The organism is Sporichthyaceae bacterium (assembly GCA_036269075.1).
Classification (GTDB): domain Bacteria; phylum Actinomycetota; class Actinomycetes; order Sporichthyales; family Sporichthyaceae; genus DASQPJ01.
The window spans coordinates 30,264-49,788 of the sequence record DATASX010000030.1 but is presented as its reverse complement, the minus strand read 5'-3'; the positions used below and the strand labels follow the sequence as shown (position 1 = coordinate 49,788).

The window sequence follows — 19,525 nt, the reverse complement described above, 5'->3', positions numbered from 1 at the left end:
CTGCGGAAGCTCGAAGGTAGCTTGGCGGTCAAAGATCACAAACCAACATTGCGGGGGTTCGGTGGCGTCCTCGACGCGGGCACGACGGCTCACTCGACTGCGTTCCCTCGGCGTGCTGACCGCGGCGACGCTGACGCTGGCTGCCTGCGGGCACGGCGGCACCAAACCTGCCGCCGGCGGCGACTCCGGGGGAAGCGCCGCCGGGGTCCACGAACCGAATGACTGCACGACCGTGCTGGGGGGCCAGACCCCCGAGGCGGTGGCAGCCGGGGTCTCCGCGACGCTGTTCAGCTCGGCACCGGTGGTGGTCATCGCGTCGGTCGAGGACCGGTCGGAGGTCCGGACCGCCGCCGAGAAGGCCCGGCAACTCGGCGTCCCCATGCTGCTCGACGCACCCACGCCGGCCGCCCCGAGCCCGGCCCCCGCGACGGGTCCGGCCGCGCCCACCACCACGACCGCACCAACTGACTCCTCGTCAGGCGCGCCGGGCGGCACCACCGGCCCGACGGCGGCCTCGCGGTCCGAACCGATGCGCGGCCCCCTGAGCACCAACCCGGTGCGGCCGGTCCAGACGCCGAATCCGACGACCGGGTCGTCGTCCTCGTCATCGTCGCTGGAGGAGAAATTCGGTCCGATCATCGACCGGCTGGCCAACGACCCCGCGACGTTCCCGTTGCTGGGCACCCCGGTGATCCCGGCCGGCGGGCCGGTCACCGCCTCGGCCGGCGCTCCGTGCAGCCCCGCGCCGCAGGCGATCTCGGCCACCCCGGCCGCGAACGTCACGCCGCTGGACACGAGCCCGACGCCAGCCGCAGGAGGCTGCGTGTCGCCGACCGGCGGGCCGTGTCAAATCACGCCCTCGGCGGGGTCCGCCACCGGCGGTTCGACGGCGCTGCCCCCGAGCGCCGCACCGTCGGTGAACCCGAACATCCCGTTGTCCGACGAGCCGGCGACCCCGCCGGACAACTCCTGCCTGCTCACCTCGATCAAGCCCGCCCCACCGGGCGACCAGGCCCAGGCCGCTACCCCGAGCGCCACGCCGACCCCCACCGCCTCGGCCAGTTCGTCGAACGCGAAGGCGACGCCGTCGGCGAGCGCTTCGCCCACCGCGACCACCGCGCCGGTCATCGCCCCCGCCGACCGCCCCTGGACAGCCGAGATCAAGCGGCTGAGCCCACAGGTCGTCTATGCGGCCGACCCGACCGTGGCCGCCGACGTGGCCACGGCGCTGCCCGGGGTCAAGGTCATCACCGATCCGGCGAACCTGCCGCACACCTCGGCGCCCAAGGCACTGAGCGGCCTGACCGTGTTCGTGCCGGCCTTCGACACACCCGTCCCGGACAAGACCAGCCCGACCCCAGCGCTGGACCCGAACGACCCGGCGGACTCCGCGAACGTGGGAGCGATCGCCGGCGCGGCCAGCGCACTGGCCGCCGGCGCCCGGGTGATCGCCTTGTCCGTCGACGACCCCCGCGACGGCGCCTGCTCGGTCGAGGCCCTGACCGCGCAGCACCCCGACAAGGTCTTGGCCGTGGGCCACGACTTCGGACCGCCGGCGCTGGTCGCCGATCGGGTCGCGACCGCGAGCACCGGCCTGCAGATCCCCGGCGGCGGGGCGATGTTCTTCCCTGGCCGCCGCCTGGTCGCGCTCTACGGCCACATGATGGCGCCGGAACTCGGCGTGCTCGGCGCACAGGACCTGCCCGCCAGCATCGCGCGGGCCAAGCAGGTCGCCGGTCAGTACAACTCGCTGTCCGACGTGCCGGTGGTCCCGACCTTCGAGATCATCACGACCACCGCGGTGGGCAATCCGACCAGCGACGGCACGTACTCAGCGAAGACCCCGATGGATCAGTTGGTCTCCTGGGTCCAGCAGGCCGGCGCCGCCGGGATGTACGTCGTGCTCGACCTGCAGCCTGGCCTGCAGAACGCCCTGACCCAGGCCAAGATGTACGAGCCGCTGCTGAAGCTCCCGTGGGTCGGCCTGGCCGTCGACCCGGAGTGGAAGCTGCAGCCCGGCCAGCACCCGCTCGGCCAGATCGGCAGCATCGAGGCCAGTGAGTTGAACAGCGTCAGCGCCTGGCTGTCGGATCTGACGGCGGCCAACCACCTGCCGCAGAAGCTGTTCGTGATCCACCAGTTCCGCAAGTCGATGATCCTCGACGAGTCGAGCCTGGTCACCACGCACGACAACCTCGCGATGCTGGTCCACATGGACGGGCAGGGCATGCCCTACGACAAGGACGCCACGTGGAAGGTGGTCAAGGACAACCTGCCGCCCGGAGTGCACTGGCTGGGCTGGAAGGACTTCTACGTCAAGGACCACCCGATCCTGTCCCCCACCGAGACCATGACCAAGGTGCCCACCCCGGTGATGATCAGCTACCAGTAACAGCTGGAGCCACCCGCTGGACACACTGTCCGATCGGGGTGGGAAACTGGAATCGGTTCCCCACCCCGGCGGAAGGTTGGCCATGGCGACGATGCGCGCGGTTGTCCTGAAGAGCCCGTACCAGATCGAGGTCGAGGACGTCCCCGCGCCGACCGAACTTTCGCAGGGCGAGATCATGCTGCAGGTCGAGATGACGGCGATCTGCGGCACCGACATCGCGCCCTACGCAGGCAAGCTCGAGCTCGAGGACGACCTGCGCCTCGGCCACGAGTTCCTCGGCACGGTCACCGACGTCGGCCCCGGGGTGAACCTCGTGGAGGCCGGCGACCGCGTCGTCGTCTCGTGCGTCGTCAACTGCGGCCACTGCTACACCTGCCGCCGCGGCCAGCCCGGCAAGTGCATGGGCGTGATGATCTTCGGGATGGGTCTGACCTTCGGCGACCTCGACGGCGGCCAGGCCGAGTATGTCGTGGTCCCGAACGCGGATCTGGTCTGCCGCAAGGTTCCTGACGGCGGCGCCGGGACCGACGAGGACTTCCTGTTCGTCGGCGACATCATGGCGACCGGCTACGAGTCGGTGCGCGTGGCGATGGAACCGGGCGACACGGTGGCAATCGTCGGCGCCGGCCCGGTCGGGCTGTGCGCGGCGATGTCCGCTCAGGCGTTGGGCGCCTCGCAGGTGGTCATCATCGACAAGGTGCCGGCCCGCCTGAAGGAGGCCGAAGCCTACGGCGCGGTGACCGTGAACCCGGACGAGACCGACCCGATCGACGTTGTGCTGGACCTCACCGAGTGGCGCGGCGCGGACGTCGTGGTGGACGCCGCCGGGCACCCGTCGGCGTTGGCGATCGCGATGCGCCTGCCGCGGGCCGGCGGGGCGTTGGCCGTGCCGGCGGTCTACGTCGACGAGACGCTCGAACTGCCCTGGGGCGAGCTGTGGATCAAGGGCATCCGCCTGATCGGCGGAGGGGCCTGCAACATCCCCAAGTACATGGACGAGACCCTCGCGCTGATCTCGGCGGGCAAGCTCAACCCGAGCCGGATCATCTCCCACCGGATGCCGATGTCGCAGGCGGCCGAGGCCTACCGGATGTTCCACGAGCGCGAGGCCACCAAGATCGTGCTCGACCCGACCCGCTGACGGGCCGTGGGGGTCAGCGGGCGACGGAGGCGGGGTAGCTGCGGGCCGTCCCGCCACCGGCGGTGGCCAGGCGGGAGGCGAAGTCCTCGTCGATGCACTCGACCGTGCCCCGGGGTGGGCACAGCACCGACACCGTGATCCCGTCGGCGTTGGCCGCCGCGGCGGCGTCGGCCGCGGCCATTCGCGAGATGGCGGCGCCGTATCCGCGGGCGCGCCGGCGGGGGGTCCCGCACACGGTGGGCTCGGCGTCGGTCACCAGCAGGATCACCCCGGCCCGGGAGCGCGACCCCTCCCGCGCCAGCAGGTCGTGCGCGGCGAAGATCGCGGCCTCCAGATTGGTCGGGTGGGCCGGCTCGTAGTGCCCGGCCGCAGCCAGCAACCGCGCCGGGTCGCGAGTGAAGCCGCACAGGTGCGCGCTGGTCGCGGCGAACACCTGCAGCGCCACCCGGTGCCCGGCCCGCACCACTGCCCCGGTGATCGCGCGGGCCAACGGCGTCACCTCCGCGCCGGCCATGGACGCGGAGATGTCCAGGGCCAGCACCACGTCCAGCGCGACGTCCGGCCGCGGTGGACGCACCCGCAGCGCGTCGCTCGGCCAGGTCGCCGGGTCGGCCGAGGCCGTCGGGTCGCGCAGCGCGGCACGCAGGCTGGCCCGTACCGACAGGTCCCGCGACGGGTCCCCCGGCCGCATCCGGGTCGGCGCGCCCCGTTCCCCGCTCGGCGGCCGAGCCGGGCCCGGCGTCAGACCGTCGGCCAACGGACCACGGCGGGTTGGACGCAGCACGTCGACCAGCAGCGCCGCGATCTCCGGTTCCACGCCAGGCAACCCGGCCCGGTCCCGCGCGGCCCCCGATCCGGCGCCGCCGTCCCCGAGCCGGAACACCGGCCGGGTCTGGACAGGCGCTTGCGCCTCGCGATTCTCCGGCGGCTCGTCGGGCTCGGTGACTGGTCGTGCCACGGCAAGCACCGCATCCCACACGATCAGCACCGCGTCGGCGCCCGGCCGCACCCGCAACCGGTGCGGCAGCGACAGCAACGCCGCCCGCAGCAGGCGGACCAGGTGCTCCTGCGGCGGACCGGCCCCGGCCACCGCACCGACCGCCACGTACAGCTCCGCGGCGGCCAGAACCGCGCGCACGCTGGGACCTGACCTCACGTCAGGATGGGTCCGCAACAATGCGGCCACCTCGGCGAGCTCGACGTCGACGCCGGTCGCGGTCATGCCCGACCGGCACCCAGCCGGGCGTCGAGCCAGGCGTCCGGCCGCCCGACGTCGGGACTGGTGTGGGCCAACGCGATCCGGCCCCGGAAGGCCAACCGCACCGCGGACCGCACCGCGGCAGGCCAGCCCTCGGCCGGACTCAACGCGTGGACGGTGACGGCGAGTTCGTACGCCGCCAGGCTGGCCCGCACACTCGGTGGCGTGCGCACCTCGGCGTCGGCCCGCAGACCGTTGGCGAACTCGACGACCGACTGCGCCACCTCGGCCGGCGCCGGATCCAGGTGAGGCATCGTCAGATCGACGCGGGAACGCAGGATCCGCACCTCGTCGGCCGGAGTTGGGTACTCCAGCCGGACCCGCTCGAAACGGTCGGCCAACGCCTCGGACAACCGTTCCACCCCGACGTACTCGGCCGGGTTCATCGTCGCGACCACGACCGTGTCGACGCCGAACCGGGTGTCGTAGCCGCCGACGGTCATCGCCCGTTCCTCGAGCAACTCCAGCAGCAGGTTCTGCAGACGCTCGGACATCCGGTTCACCTCGTCGAGGAACAGGATGCGCCGATGCGCCCGCAGCAACCGGCCCGGCCGCAGCGCCCGGACGTCGAGCGCACCGAACCGCAACGCGGCCGCCGGATCGAGGTCGCCGACGAGGTCCTCGGGCAGCAGGTCCGGCGAGCCCTGCACCCGCACCAGGCGGTCGAACCCGCCGACCACGCGTTCGGAGAGCGGCTCGCCAAGAGCAGCACGGTGCGCGCACTGCGGGCAGGCCTGTTCGCCGGGCAGGCAGCCGAAGTCGCAGCCCGCCAGCCGGATGGCCGGCAGCGCCCGGGCGATCGCCGAGGCCAGCAGGGTCTTGCCCGACCCGACCGGCCCCTCCAGCAGGAGGTGCCGGCCGGCGTACAGGACGGCGAGCACGTCGCGCTTGACCTGCTCGGGACCGAGCCAGTCGCCCAGCAGGCTCAGGCCCGAACCGGTGATCACCGCGCGCAGATCGGCGCGGATGTCGCCGGCCGCGGCCTCGGTCGTCATGACCGAACAGTACGGGCGCACCCCGAACGGAACCGCCGTGCCCGGACCGGCACGATGATCGCCTACGACATCGGCGCACGCGTCCCGAGGAGCCCGGATGCCGCGGTACCGCTTCAAGTGGGAGTCGATCCCCCAGGACCTGCTGAGCGAGCTGGCCGGCGAGCTCGAGCTGGTCGACGACCCGCTGGTCGGGCTGCGTCGCCGGTACGGGGCCCGGCCGGCGACCCAGTTCGTCCGCGATCTGTGGAGCACGCTGCGCGACGGCTGGCTGAGCCGCGACCCCGACGCCCGCTCCTGGGTGGCGGCCGAGCTGCGCGCGGCCGGGCTCGGCGACGTCTCGATCATCGATGATCTGCGGTACCTGAAGAGCTGCCGCAACGCCGACCAACTGCGCCGGACGGTGCTGGTGGCGTTCCACGATCTCGGCGAGGAATCGCCCGCGGCGGCAGCCGAGACCGCCGTCCCGGAACCGGCCGACCACACCGGCGTGACCCGCCGGGCGGTAGCCGGCTTCGACCTGGACTCGGCGATCGACTCGGCCTGGACCGGCTTCACCGAGCGGCTCGGGGTGCTGGTGGAGTCGCTGGGCCGGCACGACTCGTTCATCATCGGGCTGCCCACCGCGATCGACGCGGCCCAGTTGGAGGGCGTCGCCCCGTACGTGCAGATCCATGGCGTCGGTGCGGACCACATCCGCGGCGAGGTGTCCGGCAATGCCTACCTGGACAAGCGGCTGGCGCTGTCCGAGGCCCGGCAGACCGCCCTGGTCGCGATCGGTTGGACCGCGCCGGCCGAGGACCCGGGTGGGGAGTTCCCGGAGGGCTCGGCGAACTTCGTCGCCGAGGTGCCGCGGTCGGCCTCCGCGCACCTGGTCACGATGACGTTGGCCACGATCCGCGACGTCTTCGACGTCCCGCACCCCTCGTTCCTCGAGCTGCCCGGGTTCGACCGACCGCACCGCGACGAGACGCCGCGCGCGGCGGTCGCCCAGGCCGACCTGCGCGCCGCGGTCGAGGAGACGTTGGCGGCATATTTCGACCACCCGATCGTCCACGACGAGGACGGCGACATCCCCATCCACTCGGGCAGCGCGATGGTGTTCGTCCACGTCTCCCCGGACGTCCCGGTGGTGGAACTGTTCTCGCCGTTGCTGCTCGGCACCGCCGGTGACGCGCTCGCGCTGGAGCGGATCAACCGGGCCAACCGCAGCATCCGCTTCGCGAAGCTGACCTGGACCGGCGGCCGGGTGCTGGCGAGCTACGAACTGTGGTGCGACCCGTTCGTGCCGGAACTGCTGCTGTGGGCCGTCGGGCTGATGATGAACCTGGCCGACGAGATGGACGACCGGCTGCGCCCGGAACTCGGCGGACGCCGCTTCTTCGAGGACGCCGAAGCGCCGTTGCCCCAGATCAGCACCGACGCGGAGTCGATGCACCCGGCGCTGGCGACCATCAACCAACTGGCCCCGAACGGCTCAGGCCTGACCGCGATGGAGACCGCGCGGATCTGCGCCTACGACCGCGACCTGGTGCTCGCGCTGATCGCCGCCTGCGAGGGCGAGGCGATCGGGTGGCGAAAGGGCGCGGGCGAGGCCACCGAGCCCCGGGCACAGGAGGCAGGCAACGCCGAGGCCGCCAACTGGGACGGCATCGCCGACCTGCTGCGAGCCGCGCTGCGGGAGATCGTGCTGGGCTGACGGACCGTCAGCCCGCCACTTCCTGCAGGTCGAGTGCGGCGATCTGCTCCGGGTCGGCCATGGCCTCGATGCCGATGATCCGGCCGTCGCGGACGGTGAAGGCCGGCGCGATGCGGATCTGCCCGCCGATGACGACCACCGCACCGGGCGGGGCGTCGACCCACGCCGCACGGGCGGCCTGCGCACGGCCGTTGTAGAGCGCGGCGACCGCCCGGGCCCCGCGCCAGCACCTGCTGTCCGTCCATGCCCCGACCCTCGCGTCCTCGATGCCGGCACGGGCTCCGGGGAGTTGACGTCGGGACCGCGCCGAATGTGCCGACCCCGCGGGGATTGAGCCGGGGACGTCGCAGGGGAAACATGGGAGCCATGAATCCGGAGGAGATCCTCGCCCGGCAACCCCACGTGCTCACCCGGGCGCAGCAGGAGTTCTATTTCGAGAACGGCTACCTGCTCGTCGAGTCGGTGATCGGTGCCAAGTGGCTGGACCGGCTGCGGGCAGCCACCGACGAGATGGTCGACCGCTCCCGGGCGCTGACCCAGTCCGACGCGATCTTCGACGTCGAGCCGGGGCACACCGCGCAGACACCGCGCCTGCGCCGCCTGACCAGCCCGGTCGATCAACACCCGGAGTTCTGGCGATTTGCGGCCCAGTCCCCGCTGGCCGACGTCATGTCCGACCTGGTCGGGCCCGATGTGAAGTTCCACCACAGCAAGCTCAATTTCAAGTGGGCGCAGGGTGGTACCGAGGTGAAGTGGCACCAGGACATCACGTACTGGCCGCACACGAACTACTCGCCGCTGACCGCCGGGCTGTACCTGTACGACTGCGGGCCCGACCAGGGACCGCTGATGGTGGTCCCCGGGACCCATCTCGGCGACCTGTACTCCCAGTACGACCCGAACGACCAGTGGACCGGCTGCCTGTCCGATGCGGACGTCAAGACCGTTCCGGTCGAGGATGCCGCCCAGCTCACCGGCCCGGCCGGGTCGATCACCATCCACAACTGCCGGGTGGTGCACGGGTCGCGGCCGAACCTGTCCGATGCCGGGCGCCCCCTGCTGCTCAACGTGTACTCGGCCGCCGACGCCTTCCCGTACACCGCCAACCCGCTGCCCAGCCGCTACGCCGGAGCGGTCGTCCGCGGGAAGCCGGCCCGCTGGGCCGCCCACGACCCGCGCCCCTGCATGGTCCCCCCGGACTGGTCGGGCGGCTACACGTCGCTGTTCGCCCTGCAGCAGGGCGAGAACTGGGAGTCGCCACCGGCACCACGTCTCAACATGTGAGACGTCGCCGGAAACCCGTCACATCTGGGTAGGCCCGACCGTCAGCAGAACGGAATGTGCCACCCGAGAACGAGGGGGAACCACCGTGCAGGCTCGCATCAACGCTGTCCCAGCCCTGCTGCCGGACGTGCAGAAGGCAATCGCCACGCTCTACCAGTCGGCCCACAGCGCCGGCGTCCCGGCCGAGGTTCTCGGCCTGGTGCACCTGAGGGTCAGTCAGATCAACGGTTGCAGCGCCTGCGTGGACAGCGGCGCCCGCGGGCTGCGGCGGGCCGGGATGTCCGACGAGCGACTGTTCACCGCGGTCGCCTGGCGTGAGACGGACTACTTCACCGAGGCCGAGCGGGCCGCGCTGGCCCTGGCCGAGTCCGCGACCCGGCTGGCCGACACTCCCGACGCGGTACCGGACGAGATCTGGGACGCGGCCGCAAAGCACTTCAGCGAGCCGGAACTGGCCGCACTGGTGCTGTGGATCGCGACCAGCAACTTCTTCAACCGACTGAACGTGACTACCCGTCAGCCCGCGGGCCAGGACTGGGGCTGACCGGCGCCGCCGGGGTCGGAGCCGCGGTAGCGGTCGGAGCTGAGGTAGCGGTCGGAGCTGAGGTAGCGGTCGGAGCCGCGCTCGGGGTCGGGCCGGCGACCGGTTCCGGCCCCGGCTCGGCCGGCGCCGTCGACGCCGGATCCGGTTCGGACAAGGTCGTGGCCTCCACGCGGTCCTGGTCGACCTTCGACCACGGATAGGCGTTCATCGCGTGCCGCTCCTCGTCGGTGGCCGTCTCGGCATCGTAGAGGCTGGCCCCGATCGCACCGGCGCGGCGGGAGGCGTCGACGAACCGCCAGACCTCCTGCGGCGTCGGCTTTCCCCAGCGCCCGCCCTCCCACTTCATGTCGTAGGCCTGACCCACCGGGTGCACCGGTCGCATCGCGGCCAGTGCGCGGATCGAGTCCACGGCGGTCTCGCCCGGCTCGTGGCAGGACCAGTAGTCCATCGGCGCGAACGCGTCGACGTACCGCGCCTCGGTCTGGTACGGATAGTCCTTCAGCTGACTCGGCGTCGGGCGCATCACGGTGGCCACGACCGGTCGGTTGCCGGCCGCCAGGCGCACGTGGGCCAGGTACAGGGCCACCCGCTCCGCGGAGTTGTACGTGCCTTCGGCGCGGGTCTCGATGTCCGGGCTGAACGCGTCCAGGCGCTCCCCGCCGAACGTGTTGAGCAAGGCCGCGTCGGCTCGCAGCGCGTCGGCGATGGGGTCGGACAGCATCGGGAAGTCCCAGGCCACCACGGCGATCCCGGCGTGGTGTGCGGCCGGCAACAGCTTGTCCAGCAAGGGCCTGCCGTACCAGCCCTGCTTGCTGCCTCCGGTTCGCACCCACAGCTGGCGCAGTCCACCGGCCTTGGCCGCGGCGACCACGGCGGGCACGTCGACCTTCGAGTCCGCCCAGGTCGTCATCCACATCCCCTTGCCGCGGATCGGCGACAGGTCGGGGTGATGCGGTCGGAGCGCGGGCGCCTCGGGCAGCTTCGCGTCCGGGATCTTCGGGCCGTGCGGCTTGTGCGGCTTGTGTGGCCCGCCGTGGTGCTTGTGGTGCGGCAGCGGCGGCGGCGGGCAGGGCTGCGGGTAGGCCGGGTGCGCCGGCAATGCGTACAGCGGTGCCGCGGACCCCTCCGGTGGGTCGGCGGCGCCGTTCGCCTTGCTCACGGCCAGGGCCAGGCCCGGGACGCTCACCGCCAGAACTGTTGCCGCCACGATCGTGGTCCGAACCCGCACCTGTCGGACCATACCCAGCCGGCGCCCGGGAATCCGGGACACACGCCGCAGGGCATGTCTCCCAGTCCCAGGCGGATGCGGACGGGTGGCCACGCCGCCTATCGGGACTGGGAGAGGTGCCCTAAAACCCGCGTGTTCACCCGCAGGTGGTCGAGCAGGATGTCGACGACCTTCGCCACGTTCTCCCACCGGAATCCGGCCGGGTCGTCAGCGTGGTGCAGCAGCTCCTGCTTGGACGAGAAGTGCACGTGGAAAGCGCCCTTGGACAGCCCCGCGCGGGCGCACACGTCGTCGATCGTCGGCGTGCGGAACCCGGTTTCAGCGGCCGGCGCGCGGGCAGCAGAAACGAATTGGCCGCGACGGGCCGCCCGCACGTCAGGGCCGATCTTCGGCACCGCGACCTGCGTCCGCCAGTCCTGAGTAGTACACAGTCCCGCACCGACAATGTACCAAACAAACCGACCAGTCAGTCTTTATGTTGGGAGGCGCCGTGTCCAGCATCACGCTGGCCCGGAGGTCCACTCTCCATCGGTCCCAGGAGCGCTCCGAGGAGGTGTTTGCCGGGATCTCCGGTCGTCACAATCGCGGCATCGGCAAGCCGCTGCTGGTCGTGCTCGGTGTGGCGCTGGGCACGTTCGAGAACAACTACTGGCTGTTCATCATCCAGATGTCGTTCATCATGGGCATCGTCGCGCTGGGGACGCTGATCGTGTCCGGCTACGCCCGCGAGATCACCCTGATGCAGGCCGGCCTGACCGGCACCGCGATCTACCTCTCCGGCTGGGCCTACCGCACCAACACCGACGGCCTGAACTGGCCGTACCCGGTGGCCTGCCTGTTCGGTACGGCGATCGTGGTGGCGATCTCGATCGCGGTCGCGATGGTCTCCGCCCGGCTGACCGCGATCTACGTGATGATCCTGACGCTGGCCGTGCAGTTCACGATCGAGAACTCGGTCTTCACCTCCGGCAAGCTCACCGGCGGCCTGCAGGCGCCGTTCGTGCCACGGCCCAACTTCTACGGGCTGTCCCTGCGCAACGAGCACGGCGAGTACTTCTTCCTGATGGTGCTCTCGATCGTGTGCGTCGTACTGGTGGAACGGTTCCGGCACTCCCGGTACGGCCGGGCGATGCTGCTGGTCGGCACCGACAAGCAGGCCGCCGCCTCGGTCGGCGTGAACCCGTGGAAGTACCGCATCGCCGGGTTCGCCATGGGCGGCCTGTTCGCCGGGATCGGCGGCGCGCTGTGGGCCCCACAACTGGGTGCCCCGCCCGGGGTCGACCAGTTCTTCGCGCTGCAGTCGGTGTTCTTCCTGGCCGTCCCGGTCTTCGCCGGGTTCGACTCGGTGCCCGCCGTGTTCCTCGGCGGAATGTTCTTCATGGCGTTGCCGATGGCACTCGAGCAGTACCGATTCCAGCCCCTGCTGCTCGGTGGCGTGGCCCTGCTGGTCGGCGTCCTGCTCGGGCCACGCGGCGTGAGCGGGGCCCTGGCCGACGGGATCGAGAAGGTCCGGCACGTGTGGGCGAAGGACGGTCCGCGCGGGATGCTCACGCTGGTGTCGCGGCCCCGGCGACCGCGCTGGGCCCAACTGCCGGACCGATCGGCCGCACAGGCCTATCGCACCTTGCGCGCCGAGGACGGCGGTGTGGACTTCTGGTCCCCCGATCGACGCAGCACGGCGAGCAACTGAGGCCGGGAGCAAACTGATGAATTTTGGCATCCGCACCGACGTCGGAGTCATGCCGTTCCTCGCCGGCGTGACCGGGGTGGTGATCATGTTCGGCACCGTGATCGGCCAGTCCGGCAACACCAACTCAGCCGACGACAACTCCATGTCCGGCATGGACATGGGCCCGGGATCCTCCTCGATGTCGTCGATGCCGGGGATGTCCGGCGGTGGCTCGTCCGGCGGGTCCTCGGGCAGTTCGTCGAGCATGCCCGGGATGAACATGCCCGGGATGACCATGAAGGGCAGCGGTCCCGCGGCGCCGTCGACCGGCGGGACCATGAAGATGCCCGACGGGTCGACGATGGCTTCCTCGGCGATGCCGATGAACATGTCCGACCCGAACATGGCCGCCTCGATGCCCGGCGGGTTGCACACCTCCTGCAGCGGCTCGACCTGCACGGTGCTGTTCGCCGGCACCGCCACCGGCACCGCGAAGGTCCTCGGCAGCACCGCCAAGCTCGACAAGGCCTCGGCCAAGCAGCTCGTGCTCACCGTCGGCGGCAAGAAACTGACGCTGACCCCTGGCAAGTCGGTTCGCGCCGGCAAGCTCCAGGTCGAGCTGACCAAGGTCGACGGCAAGACCTACACGGTGAAGTTCAGCCAGGCGCGCTGAACCTTCGTGGCGGATTCACCCGACGGGGCACCTGTGGTCGCGTTGACCGGTCCATCCCGCTTGAGCCGGGATAGGCTCGCGACGGCGAGCGGTTGAACAAGCAGCCGACCCGCCGCCGCCCTCTCACGAGGGCACGGTTCCTGGACAGGTATGCCCAAGAAGCCCAGCGTTCCACAGCAATCGGCCCCCGGCGCGGACGTCAGCGCGCGCTGGCAGTCGCACCTGCAGTCCTGCGGCGAGATGGGCCCGGCGATCGCGGCCCACGACTGGTCCAACAACCCGCTCGGGCCGCTGGCGGGCTGGCCGGCCACGCTGCGCTCGGCCGTCGGCATGTGCGTGTCCTCGAAGTTCCCGATGGTCCTGTGGTGGGGCCCGGAACTCGTCATGCTCTACAACGACGCGTACCGCCAGATCATGGGCGAGAACAAGCACTCCGACGCCCTCGGCGCCCCCGGGCAAGCGGTCTGGCCGGAGATCTGGGAAGTCATCGGGCCGATGCTGCACGGCGTGCTGGCCGGTGAGGGCGCGACCTGGTCGGAGGACCAACCGCAGTTCATCGACCGGCACGGGTTCACCGAGGAGTGCTACTTCACGTTCTCCTACTCCCCGATCACGATGGAGTCCGGGCACGTCGGCGGCGTGCTGTGCGCGCTCACCGAGACCACCGAACAGGTGATCGCGGCACGGCGGCAGGAGACGATCCTGCAACTGTCCGGGGAGATGTCCACGATCTCCGACTCCGAGAGCGTGGTCGACCGGGCCGCGGCGATCCTCGAGGCCAACGTCGCCGACCTGCCCGGGGTGGCGATCCACCGGATGGATGCCTGGCCGCCCCGGGTCACCCGCGGCGGCGGTGTCCGGGTGGTGCTGGAGCCGGCGGACCTGGCCCGGGCGGCGCAGTCCCCCAACGGAGTGCTCATCGAGCAGGCACCCGACGGCACCGCCCCGCACAAGCAGTTGTTCGCGACCGCGGTGTGCGAGCCCGGTGAGACCAAGGGCGTGGCGGTGCTGACCGTCGCGCTGAGCCCGAACCTACCCTTCGACGCGTCCTACCGGGTGTTCATCAACACCGCTTCGGTCCACCTCGCGGCAGCGCTGAGCGGTGCCCGTCGGCTGGAGCACGAGCGGTCCCGGGTCCAGGCGCTGGCCGATCTGGACGAGGCCAAGAGCGCGTTCTTCGCCGACGTGAGCCACGAACTGCGCACCCCGTTGACGTTGATCGGGGCGCCGCTGGCCGACGTCCTCTCCGACGAGGAAACCCCGCTGGCGCCTGCGCACCGCGACCTGATCGGCATCGCGGCCCGCAACACCGAACGCCTCTCGACGCTGGTGCGCGGCATGCTCGACTTCGCCCGCATCGAGGCCGGTCGGCTCACCCCGCAGCCCGCGCCGGTCAACCTCTCGGCGGCCACCGCGGCGCTGGCCGCGAACTTCGCGCCCGCGGTCGACGCGGCCGGCCTGCGCTTCGACGTCGCGATCCCGCAGCTGCCCCGCTCGGCGTTCATCGACATCGAGATGTGGGAACGGGTCGTCCTGAACCTGCTGTCCAACGCGGTGAAGTACACCTTGGCCGGGTCGATCCAGGTGCGGCTGCGCGACACCGGGACCCACGCCGAACTGGTCGTCGCCGACACCGGCGTGGGCATCGACGCCGAGGACCTGCCCCGTCTGTTCGAGCGCTTCTACCGGGCCCGGAACACCGCCGGGCGCTCGCAGGAGGGCTGCGGCATCGGGTTGGCGCTGGTCGGGGAACTGCTCAAGCTGCTCGGCGGCACGGTCGAGGTCGGCTCGGAGCCCGAGGTCGGCTCGGTGTTCACCGTCCGGGTGCCCTACGGGGAGGGCCCGCAGATCCCCATCGAGTCGGTGCTGTCGGACGCCGAATCCGCCGCGCCGTACCTGCAGGAGGCACTGTCGTGGTCCGGGCCCGGCCCGCGCCCGGACCGGCGGGCGCAACGCGACCGTCCCCGGCTACTGATCGCCGAGGACAACGCCGACATGCGCTCCTACCTGCGCAGCCTGCTGGGCACCGAGTTCGACGTGACCCTGGCCAACGACGGTGACGCCGCGCTCAAGGAGGCCCGGCGCTCGCCCCACGACCTGATCCTGGCCGACGTGATGATGCCCGGCACCGACGGCTTCGGGCTGCTGGCGGCGATTCGCGCGGATCCGGACCTGGCCAACATGCCGGTGGTGATGCTCTCCGCGCGGGCCGGCGAGGAGGCCACCGCCGAAGGCCTCGGCGCCGGCGCGGACGACTACGTGGTCAAGCCGTTCTCCGGCCCGGACCTGGTGGCCCGGCTACGGGCGAACCTGGAGCGGGCCCGGGCCCGCTCCCGCGACGCCTCGTGGCGGGCCGCGATGCTCAGCTCCCTGACCGAGGGCGTCGTGATCGCCACCGGGTCCGGCGTCGTGCTGGACATGAACGACGCGTTCGCGCACCTGACCGGCTTCGGCCGCGCCGGCCTGCCCTACGCGCCGCCCTACGCATGGGCGCCGGACGAGGTCGACGTCGAGCACCGTGAGCTGTTCGACCGGACGCTGCGGGAAGCCGTCGCCTCCGGACCGGCCGGGACCTTCGAGCTGCCGATCCGACACAACAACGGCCGGTTGGTGTGGGTGTCCCTGACCGTCTCGACCGTGCCGCACCCGGACAGCGGCGAGGACCTGGTCGTCTGCGCGGTGCGCGACGTCACCCGGGAGCGGAACTTCCGCAACCGGCGCGACGCCGCCTCGCAACTGGCCGCCGAACTGGTCGAGCAGGTCGACCTGGCCGAGCTCCAGGCGGCGGCGGTGACCGGCCTCGGCGAGCTGTTCGAGGGCGAGGCGATCCTGTTCCGCGACGAGCCCGGGGTCACGCCGGACACCTACATCTGCGCCTCGGGCACCCACGCGACCGCCGAGGTTTCGCCGCGGCTGTACGACACGATCTGCGCGGCCCGCCAGGAGACCGAGCCACCGCGGCCGGGGATGCCGGTGCCGGGCCTGCTGGTCTCGGCGACCGCTCCGGAGCAGCCGCACTCGGTGTGGATCGAATTCGCCGCACCGCGCCTGGTCTCCACCGACGAGCGCGCACTGGCGGGCATGCTCGGCGATCTGCTGGCCACCGCGCTGGACCGGGCCTTCCGCGAGAGCGGCCACCTGCACACCGAGGAGCACCTGCGCCGGGCCCTCGACGGCCAGCGCACGGTGGCGCACGCCGTCGGCATCCTCATGGAGCGCCACCGCCTCACCCACCAGACGGCATTCGACCGGCTGCGCAAGACGTCGAACCAGCGCAACATCAAGCTGCGCGAACTGGCCGAGCGCCTGGTCGAGACCGGCCTGGAACCCTGAGCGTCCGGGCCGATCCTCACGACATCTGCGGACGACGTCCGCAGATGTTGCATCAGGCCGAGTCGTCGGGGGGCGGGGTGACCGCGGCGAGCATGCGTTCGATCGAGGCCAGCGGCCCGGCGGCCATCTCCGGGCGGAAGCGGCTCTCGTACACGACCTCGTAGACGGCCTTGTCGAGCACGAAGCTCGCCAGCACCAGCGCGCCGGACGGGCCGCCCTGTGCCGCGTGCCCCGAGGCGAACGAGAGCTGGTTGTGCGCCACCCAGGTCCGCGCCCGCTCGACGGTTACCGGGTCGGCGTCGCCCAACGGGCCGAGCAGGGCGTCGGCCACGTAGTCGAAGGACCGCAGCATCCCGGCCACGTCGCGCAGCGGGCTGCCGAAGGCGCGGCGCTCCTCGATGGGCGTGCCCGGCTCGCCCTCGAAGTCCAGGATCCGCCAACCGGCCGGCACCCGGAGCACCTGGCCCAGGTGCAGGTCACCGTGGATGCGCTGGGTCTGGACCGTCGAACCCTCCGAGGCCATCGCCTCGTAGCGCTCCTCGATGGCCACCACGAACGGGGCCAGCACATTGGCCTCATGCGCGGCGATCGTCAGCCGCTTCGTCAGGCTCGCCGCAATGGAGGTGGCCGAGGCATGGCCGGTGCCCAGCGCCTTGGCCAGGTCGGAGTGGATGGCTGCGACGGCCTCGCCCAACCGGTAGGACTCCATGCCGAAGTCGGCACCGGAGTCGGCCGGCGACTCGCCCGACTCGGCCAGGAACGACCGCAGGCTGGTCAACGCCAGGTCCCAGGCGCCGCTGGCGGAGCTGAGGAACTCGGTCGCGATCGCCAGGGCGGCCGAGTCGCCGGAGCCGTCCGGGTCGTGCCAGGACCCGTCCAGCCAGCCGAGCACTGCCGGGACGTACGGATTCCCGGCCTCCTGCAGGGCACGGGACAACTCCACGTCCGGGCTCAGCCCAGGGGTGAGCCGACGGAAGATCTTCAGCATCACCGCCTCGCCGAACACGATCGAGGTGTTGCTGGCCTCGGCGGGCATCATCCGACTGACCAGGTCGGGCGCCAACCCGGTGACGGCCTGTTCGCCGTGGAACTCCAGACCCGGCAGTCGCCGCGAGCCGCGGACCCCCGCCCAGAAGGCGGCCGCGGCCTCCGGGTCCTGCGTGGCGTCGTAGGCGAGGAGCGGGACGTCATCCGTCGCTTCGCTCCCGATCAGGGCAGCACCGAGTTCGGGCAGCGGTCGGTCGCGATAGACCGCCGGCACCTGGTAGCGCTCCTCGCCGCCGTCCGCGTAACCGACGGTGACCACGTGCACCCGTACCAGTGGTTCCTCGAGCAACGTCCCGATCTCACCCACGCGGACATCGACGATTTGGCGATCCCGGCCGGCGAACCAGCGCTGCTCCGGCAACCAGCGGGCCAGATCGTCTGGATTCATGCGCGCGCCCTACCCGACCCTCGAGGAACTAGGCACGACCGTTGACGTCGGATCGAGCCGGAACCAGTAGAAGCCGTGCCCCGGCGCGGTCAGCGGGTACGGGTCGGTGCCGATCGGCGGGAACGGGACCCCGCCGATCATCTCCACCGGTGTCCATCCGACGAATCGCCGCAGGTCCAGGGAGACCGGCTGGGCGAACCGCGACAGGTTGTTCACGCACAGCACAACGTCGGTGTGGTCGGCGTTCTGGTACTCACGCAGGAACGAGAAGACACTCGGATTGGCCCCTCCGAGGTCGGTGAACGTCCCGCTGCCGAAGGCGGGCGTGGTCTTGCGGACCTCGATCATCCGCTTGATGAAGTGCAGCAACGAGCTGGTCGCGGAGGTCTGCGCCTCGACGTTGGCCACCTGGTAGCCGTAGATCGGGTCCTGGTTCAGCGGCAGCACCATCCGGCCCGGCGTCGCGGTCGAGAAGCCGCCGTTGCGGTCCGAGGTCCACTGCATCGGGGTCCGCACGCCGTCGCGGTCGCCGAGCCAGATGTTGTCGCCCATGCCGATCTCGTCGCCGTAGTAGAGGAACGGTGAACCGGGCAGCGACAACAACAGGGCGGTGAACAGTTCGAGGCGATTGCGGTCGTTGTCCAGCAACGGGGCCAGCCGGCGACGGATGCCGATGTTGGCCTTCATCCGCGGGTCCAGGGCGTACTCGGCCCACATGTAGTCGCGTTCCTCGTCGGTGACCATCTCGAGGGTCAACTCGTCGTGGTTGCGCAGGAAGATGCCCCACTGACAGCCGTCCGGGATCGCGGGCGTGGCCGACAGGATCTCCGAGATCGGGAGGCGGTTCTCCCGGCGCACGGCCATGAAAAGCCGAGGCATCACCGGGAAGTGGAACGCCATGTGGCACTCGTCGCCCTCGCCGAGGTAGTCCACGACGTCGTCCGGCCACTGGTTGGCCTCGCACAGCAGCAAGGTGTCCGGGAAGTTCTTGTCCACCTCGGACCGCACGCGCCGGAGAAACGAGTGCGTGGCGGGCAGGTTCTCGCAGTTGGTGCCCTCGGCGGCGTAGAGGTACGGGACGGCGTCCAGGCGGAAGCCGTCGATGCCCAGGTCCAGCCAGAAGCGCAGTGCCTCCAGCATCGCGTCCTGCACCGCCGGGTTCTCGAAGTTCAGGTCCGGCTGGTGGGAGAAGAAGCGGTGCCAGTAGAACTGGCGGCGCACCGGGTCGAAGGTCCAGTTCGAGGACTCGGTGTCCACGAAGATGATCCGGGCGTCCGGGTAGCCCTTGTCGTCGTCGGCCCACATGTAGAAATCGCCGTAGGGGCCGTCCGGGTCGGTTCGGGAGGCCTGGAACCACGGGTGGGCGTCCGAGGTGTGGTTCATCACCATGTCCACGATCACCCGGATGTCGCGAGCGTGGGCGGCCTGGACGAGGTCCACGAAGTTCTCGATCGTGCCGTATGCGGGCAGGACCTCGGTGTAGCCGCTCACGTCGTACCCGCCGTCGCGCAGCGGCGAGGCGTAGAACGGCGGGAGCCAGAGACAGTCGATTCCCAACCACTGCAGGTAGTCCAGCTGCTGGGTCAGCCCGGGCAGGTCGCCGACCCCGTCACCGTTGCTGTCCTTGAACGAGGAGATCAAGGCCTCGTAGAAGACCGCACTCTTGTACCAGTCCGTCATTCGTCCCCCAGGCAGGGCGCAGCGAGGTTTTGGCCGACTACCCCTGGTAGTCGGCGAGCAAACTGAGCGGGAAAAGTGCAGGGCGCACGTTGCACAGCGTGGTTTCCGTCATCGGCTACCGAACCACAATCCCCCTGAAACCTGGTTTGTGCGATAGTGGCAATGCACGGGTCGTCCGAGCGCAAGGCGGTCGGCGT

General features: G+C 71.0%; 15 protein-coding genes. 8 read left to right on the top strand and 7 right to left on the bottom strand.

From position 1 onward, the window contains the following. Positions 1 to 61 precede the first annotated feature (61 nt). Both VHU88_05920 and VHU88_05915 read left to right on the top strand, forming a co-directional pair. The gene (locus VHU88_05920; GenBank protein HEX3611206.1) at positions 62 to 2,392 is read left to right on the top strand and encodes a hypothetical protein; all 2,331 of its coding nucleotides are present in this window, start codon (positions 62 to 64) and stop codon (positions 2,390 to 2,392) included. Between the two features lie 82 nt (positions 2,393 to 2,474). Continuing rightward, positions 2,475 to 3,533, top strand: a complete 1,059-nt coding sequence (locus VHU88_05915) for an alcohol dehydrogenase catalytic domain-containing protein (GenBank protein ID HEX3611205.1) — start codon at positions 2,475 to 2,477, stop codon at positions 3,531 to 3,533. Positions 3,534 to 3,546: 13 nt separating this feature from the next. Here the strand turns inward: VHU88_05915 and VHU88_05910 are convergent, their stop codons facing one another. Beyond that, entirely contained in the window at positions 3,547 to 4,755 is a 1,209-nt protein-coding gene (locus tag VHU88_05910; GenBank protein ID HEX3611204.1) for a VWA domain-containing protein, read from the bottom strand. Then, positions 4,752 to 5,786 carry a MoxR family ATPase gene (locus tag VHU88_05905; protein HEX3611203.1) on the bottom strand — a complete coding sequence of 345 codons (1,035 nt, stop codon included), beginning with the start codon at positions 5,784 to 5,786 and terminating at the stop codon, positions 4,752 to 4,754. Before VHU88_05905 ends, VHU88_05910 begins: the two co-directional genes overlap by 4 nt. 97 nt (positions 5,787 to 5,883) lie before the next feature. Here VHU88_05905 and VHU88_05900 point away from each other — a divergent pair, with 97 nt between their 5' ends. Next, positions 5,884 to 7,482 (top strand): hypothetical protein, encoded by a 1,599-nt coding sequence (locus tag VHU88_05900; GenBank protein ID HEX3611202.1) that lies wholly within the window; start codon positions 5,884 to 5,886, stop codon positions 7,480 to 7,482. Between the two features lie 7 nt (positions 7,483 to 7,489). Here the strand turns inward: VHU88_05900 and VHU88_05895 are convergent, their stop codons facing one another. Continuing rightward, the gene (locus tag VHU88_05895) at positions 7,490 to 7,621 is read right to left on the bottom strand and encodes a hypothetical protein (GenBank protein HEX3611201.1); all 132 of its coding nucleotides are present in this window, start codon (positions 7,619 to 7,621) and stop codon (positions 7,490 to 7,492) included. A 227-nt stretch (positions 7,622 to 7,848) separates the two neighbouring features. On the opposite strand from VHU88_05895, the gene VHU88_05890 reads away from it, so the two are divergent. Continuing rightward, a complete protein-coding gene (locus VHU88_05890; protein HEX3611200.1) occupies positions 7,849 to 8,766 on the top strand; it encodes a phytanoyl-CoA dioxygenase family protein in 918 nt (305 codons plus the stop codon). Between the two features lie 85 nt (positions 8,767 to 8,851). Beyond that, positions 8,852 to 9,310 (top strand): carboxymuconolactone decarboxylase family protein, encoded by a 459-nt coding sequence (locus VHU88_05885; protein ID HEX3611199.1) that lies wholly within the window; start codon positions 8,852 to 8,854, stop codon positions 9,308 to 9,310. Here the strand turns inward: VHU88_05885 and VHU88_05880 are convergent. Together VHU88_05880 and VHU88_05875 are read right to left on the bottom strand one after the other, a co-directional pair. After that, positions 9,276 to 10,538 carry a hypothetical protein gene (locus VHU88_05880; GenBank protein HEX3611198.1) on the bottom strand — a complete coding sequence of 421 codons (1,263 nt, stop codon included), beginning with the start codon at positions 10,536 to 10,538 and terminating at the stop codon, positions 9,276 to 9,278. The two genes, VHU88_05885 and VHU88_05880, sit on opposite strands and share 35 nt — an antisense overlap. A gap of 98 nt (positions 10,539 to 10,636) precedes the next feature. After that, complete coding sequence (locus tag VHU88_05875; GenBank protein HEX3611197.1) at positions 10,637 to 10,912, bottom strand: helix-turn-helix domain-containing protein; 276 nt, start codon at positions 10,910 to 10,912, stop codon at positions 10,637 to 10,639. A gap of 116 nt (positions 10,913 to 11,028) precedes the next feature. Here VHU88_05875 and VHU88_05870 point away from each other — a divergent pair, with 116 nt between their 5' ends. From VHU88_05870 to VHU88_05860, 3 genes are all read left to right on the top strand, one after another. Next, positions 11,029 to 12,228, top strand: coding sequence for a branched-chain amino acid ABC transporter permease (locus VHU88_05870; protein ID HEX3611196.1), 1,200 nt, complete (start codon positions 11,029 to 11,031; stop codon positions 12,226 to 12,228). A 16-nt stretch (positions 12,229 to 12,244) separates the two neighbouring features. Further along, complete coding sequence (locus VHU88_05865) at positions 12,245 to 12,880, top strand: hypothetical protein (GenBank protein HEX3611195.1); 636 nt, start codon at positions 12,245 to 12,247, stop codon at positions 12,878 to 12,880. 150 nt (positions 12,881 to 13,030) lie between these two features. Then, entirely contained in the window at positions 13,031 to 16,213 is a 3,183-nt protein-coding gene (locus VHU88_05860) for an ATP-binding protein (protein HEX3611194.1), read from the top strand. A gap of 52 nt (positions 16,214 to 16,265) precedes the next feature. Here the strand turns inward: VHU88_05860 and VHU88_05855 are convergent, their stop codons facing one another. After that, positions 16,266 to 17,648 (bottom strand): aminoglycoside phosphotransferase, encoded by a 1,383-nt coding sequence (locus tag VHU88_05855; GenBank protein HEX3611193.1) that lies wholly within the window; start codon positions 17,646 to 17,648, stop codon positions 16,266 to 16,268. 9 nt (positions 17,649 to 17,657) lie between these two features. After that, positions 17,658 to 19,328: a maltose alpha-D-glucosyltransferase gene (treS, locus tag VHU88_05850; protein ID HEX3611192.1), complete on the bottom strand. Its 1,671-nt coding sequence runs from the start codon at positions 19,326 to 19,328 to the stop codon at positions 17,658 to 17,660. Positions 19,329 to 19,525: the final 197 nt, after the last annotated feature.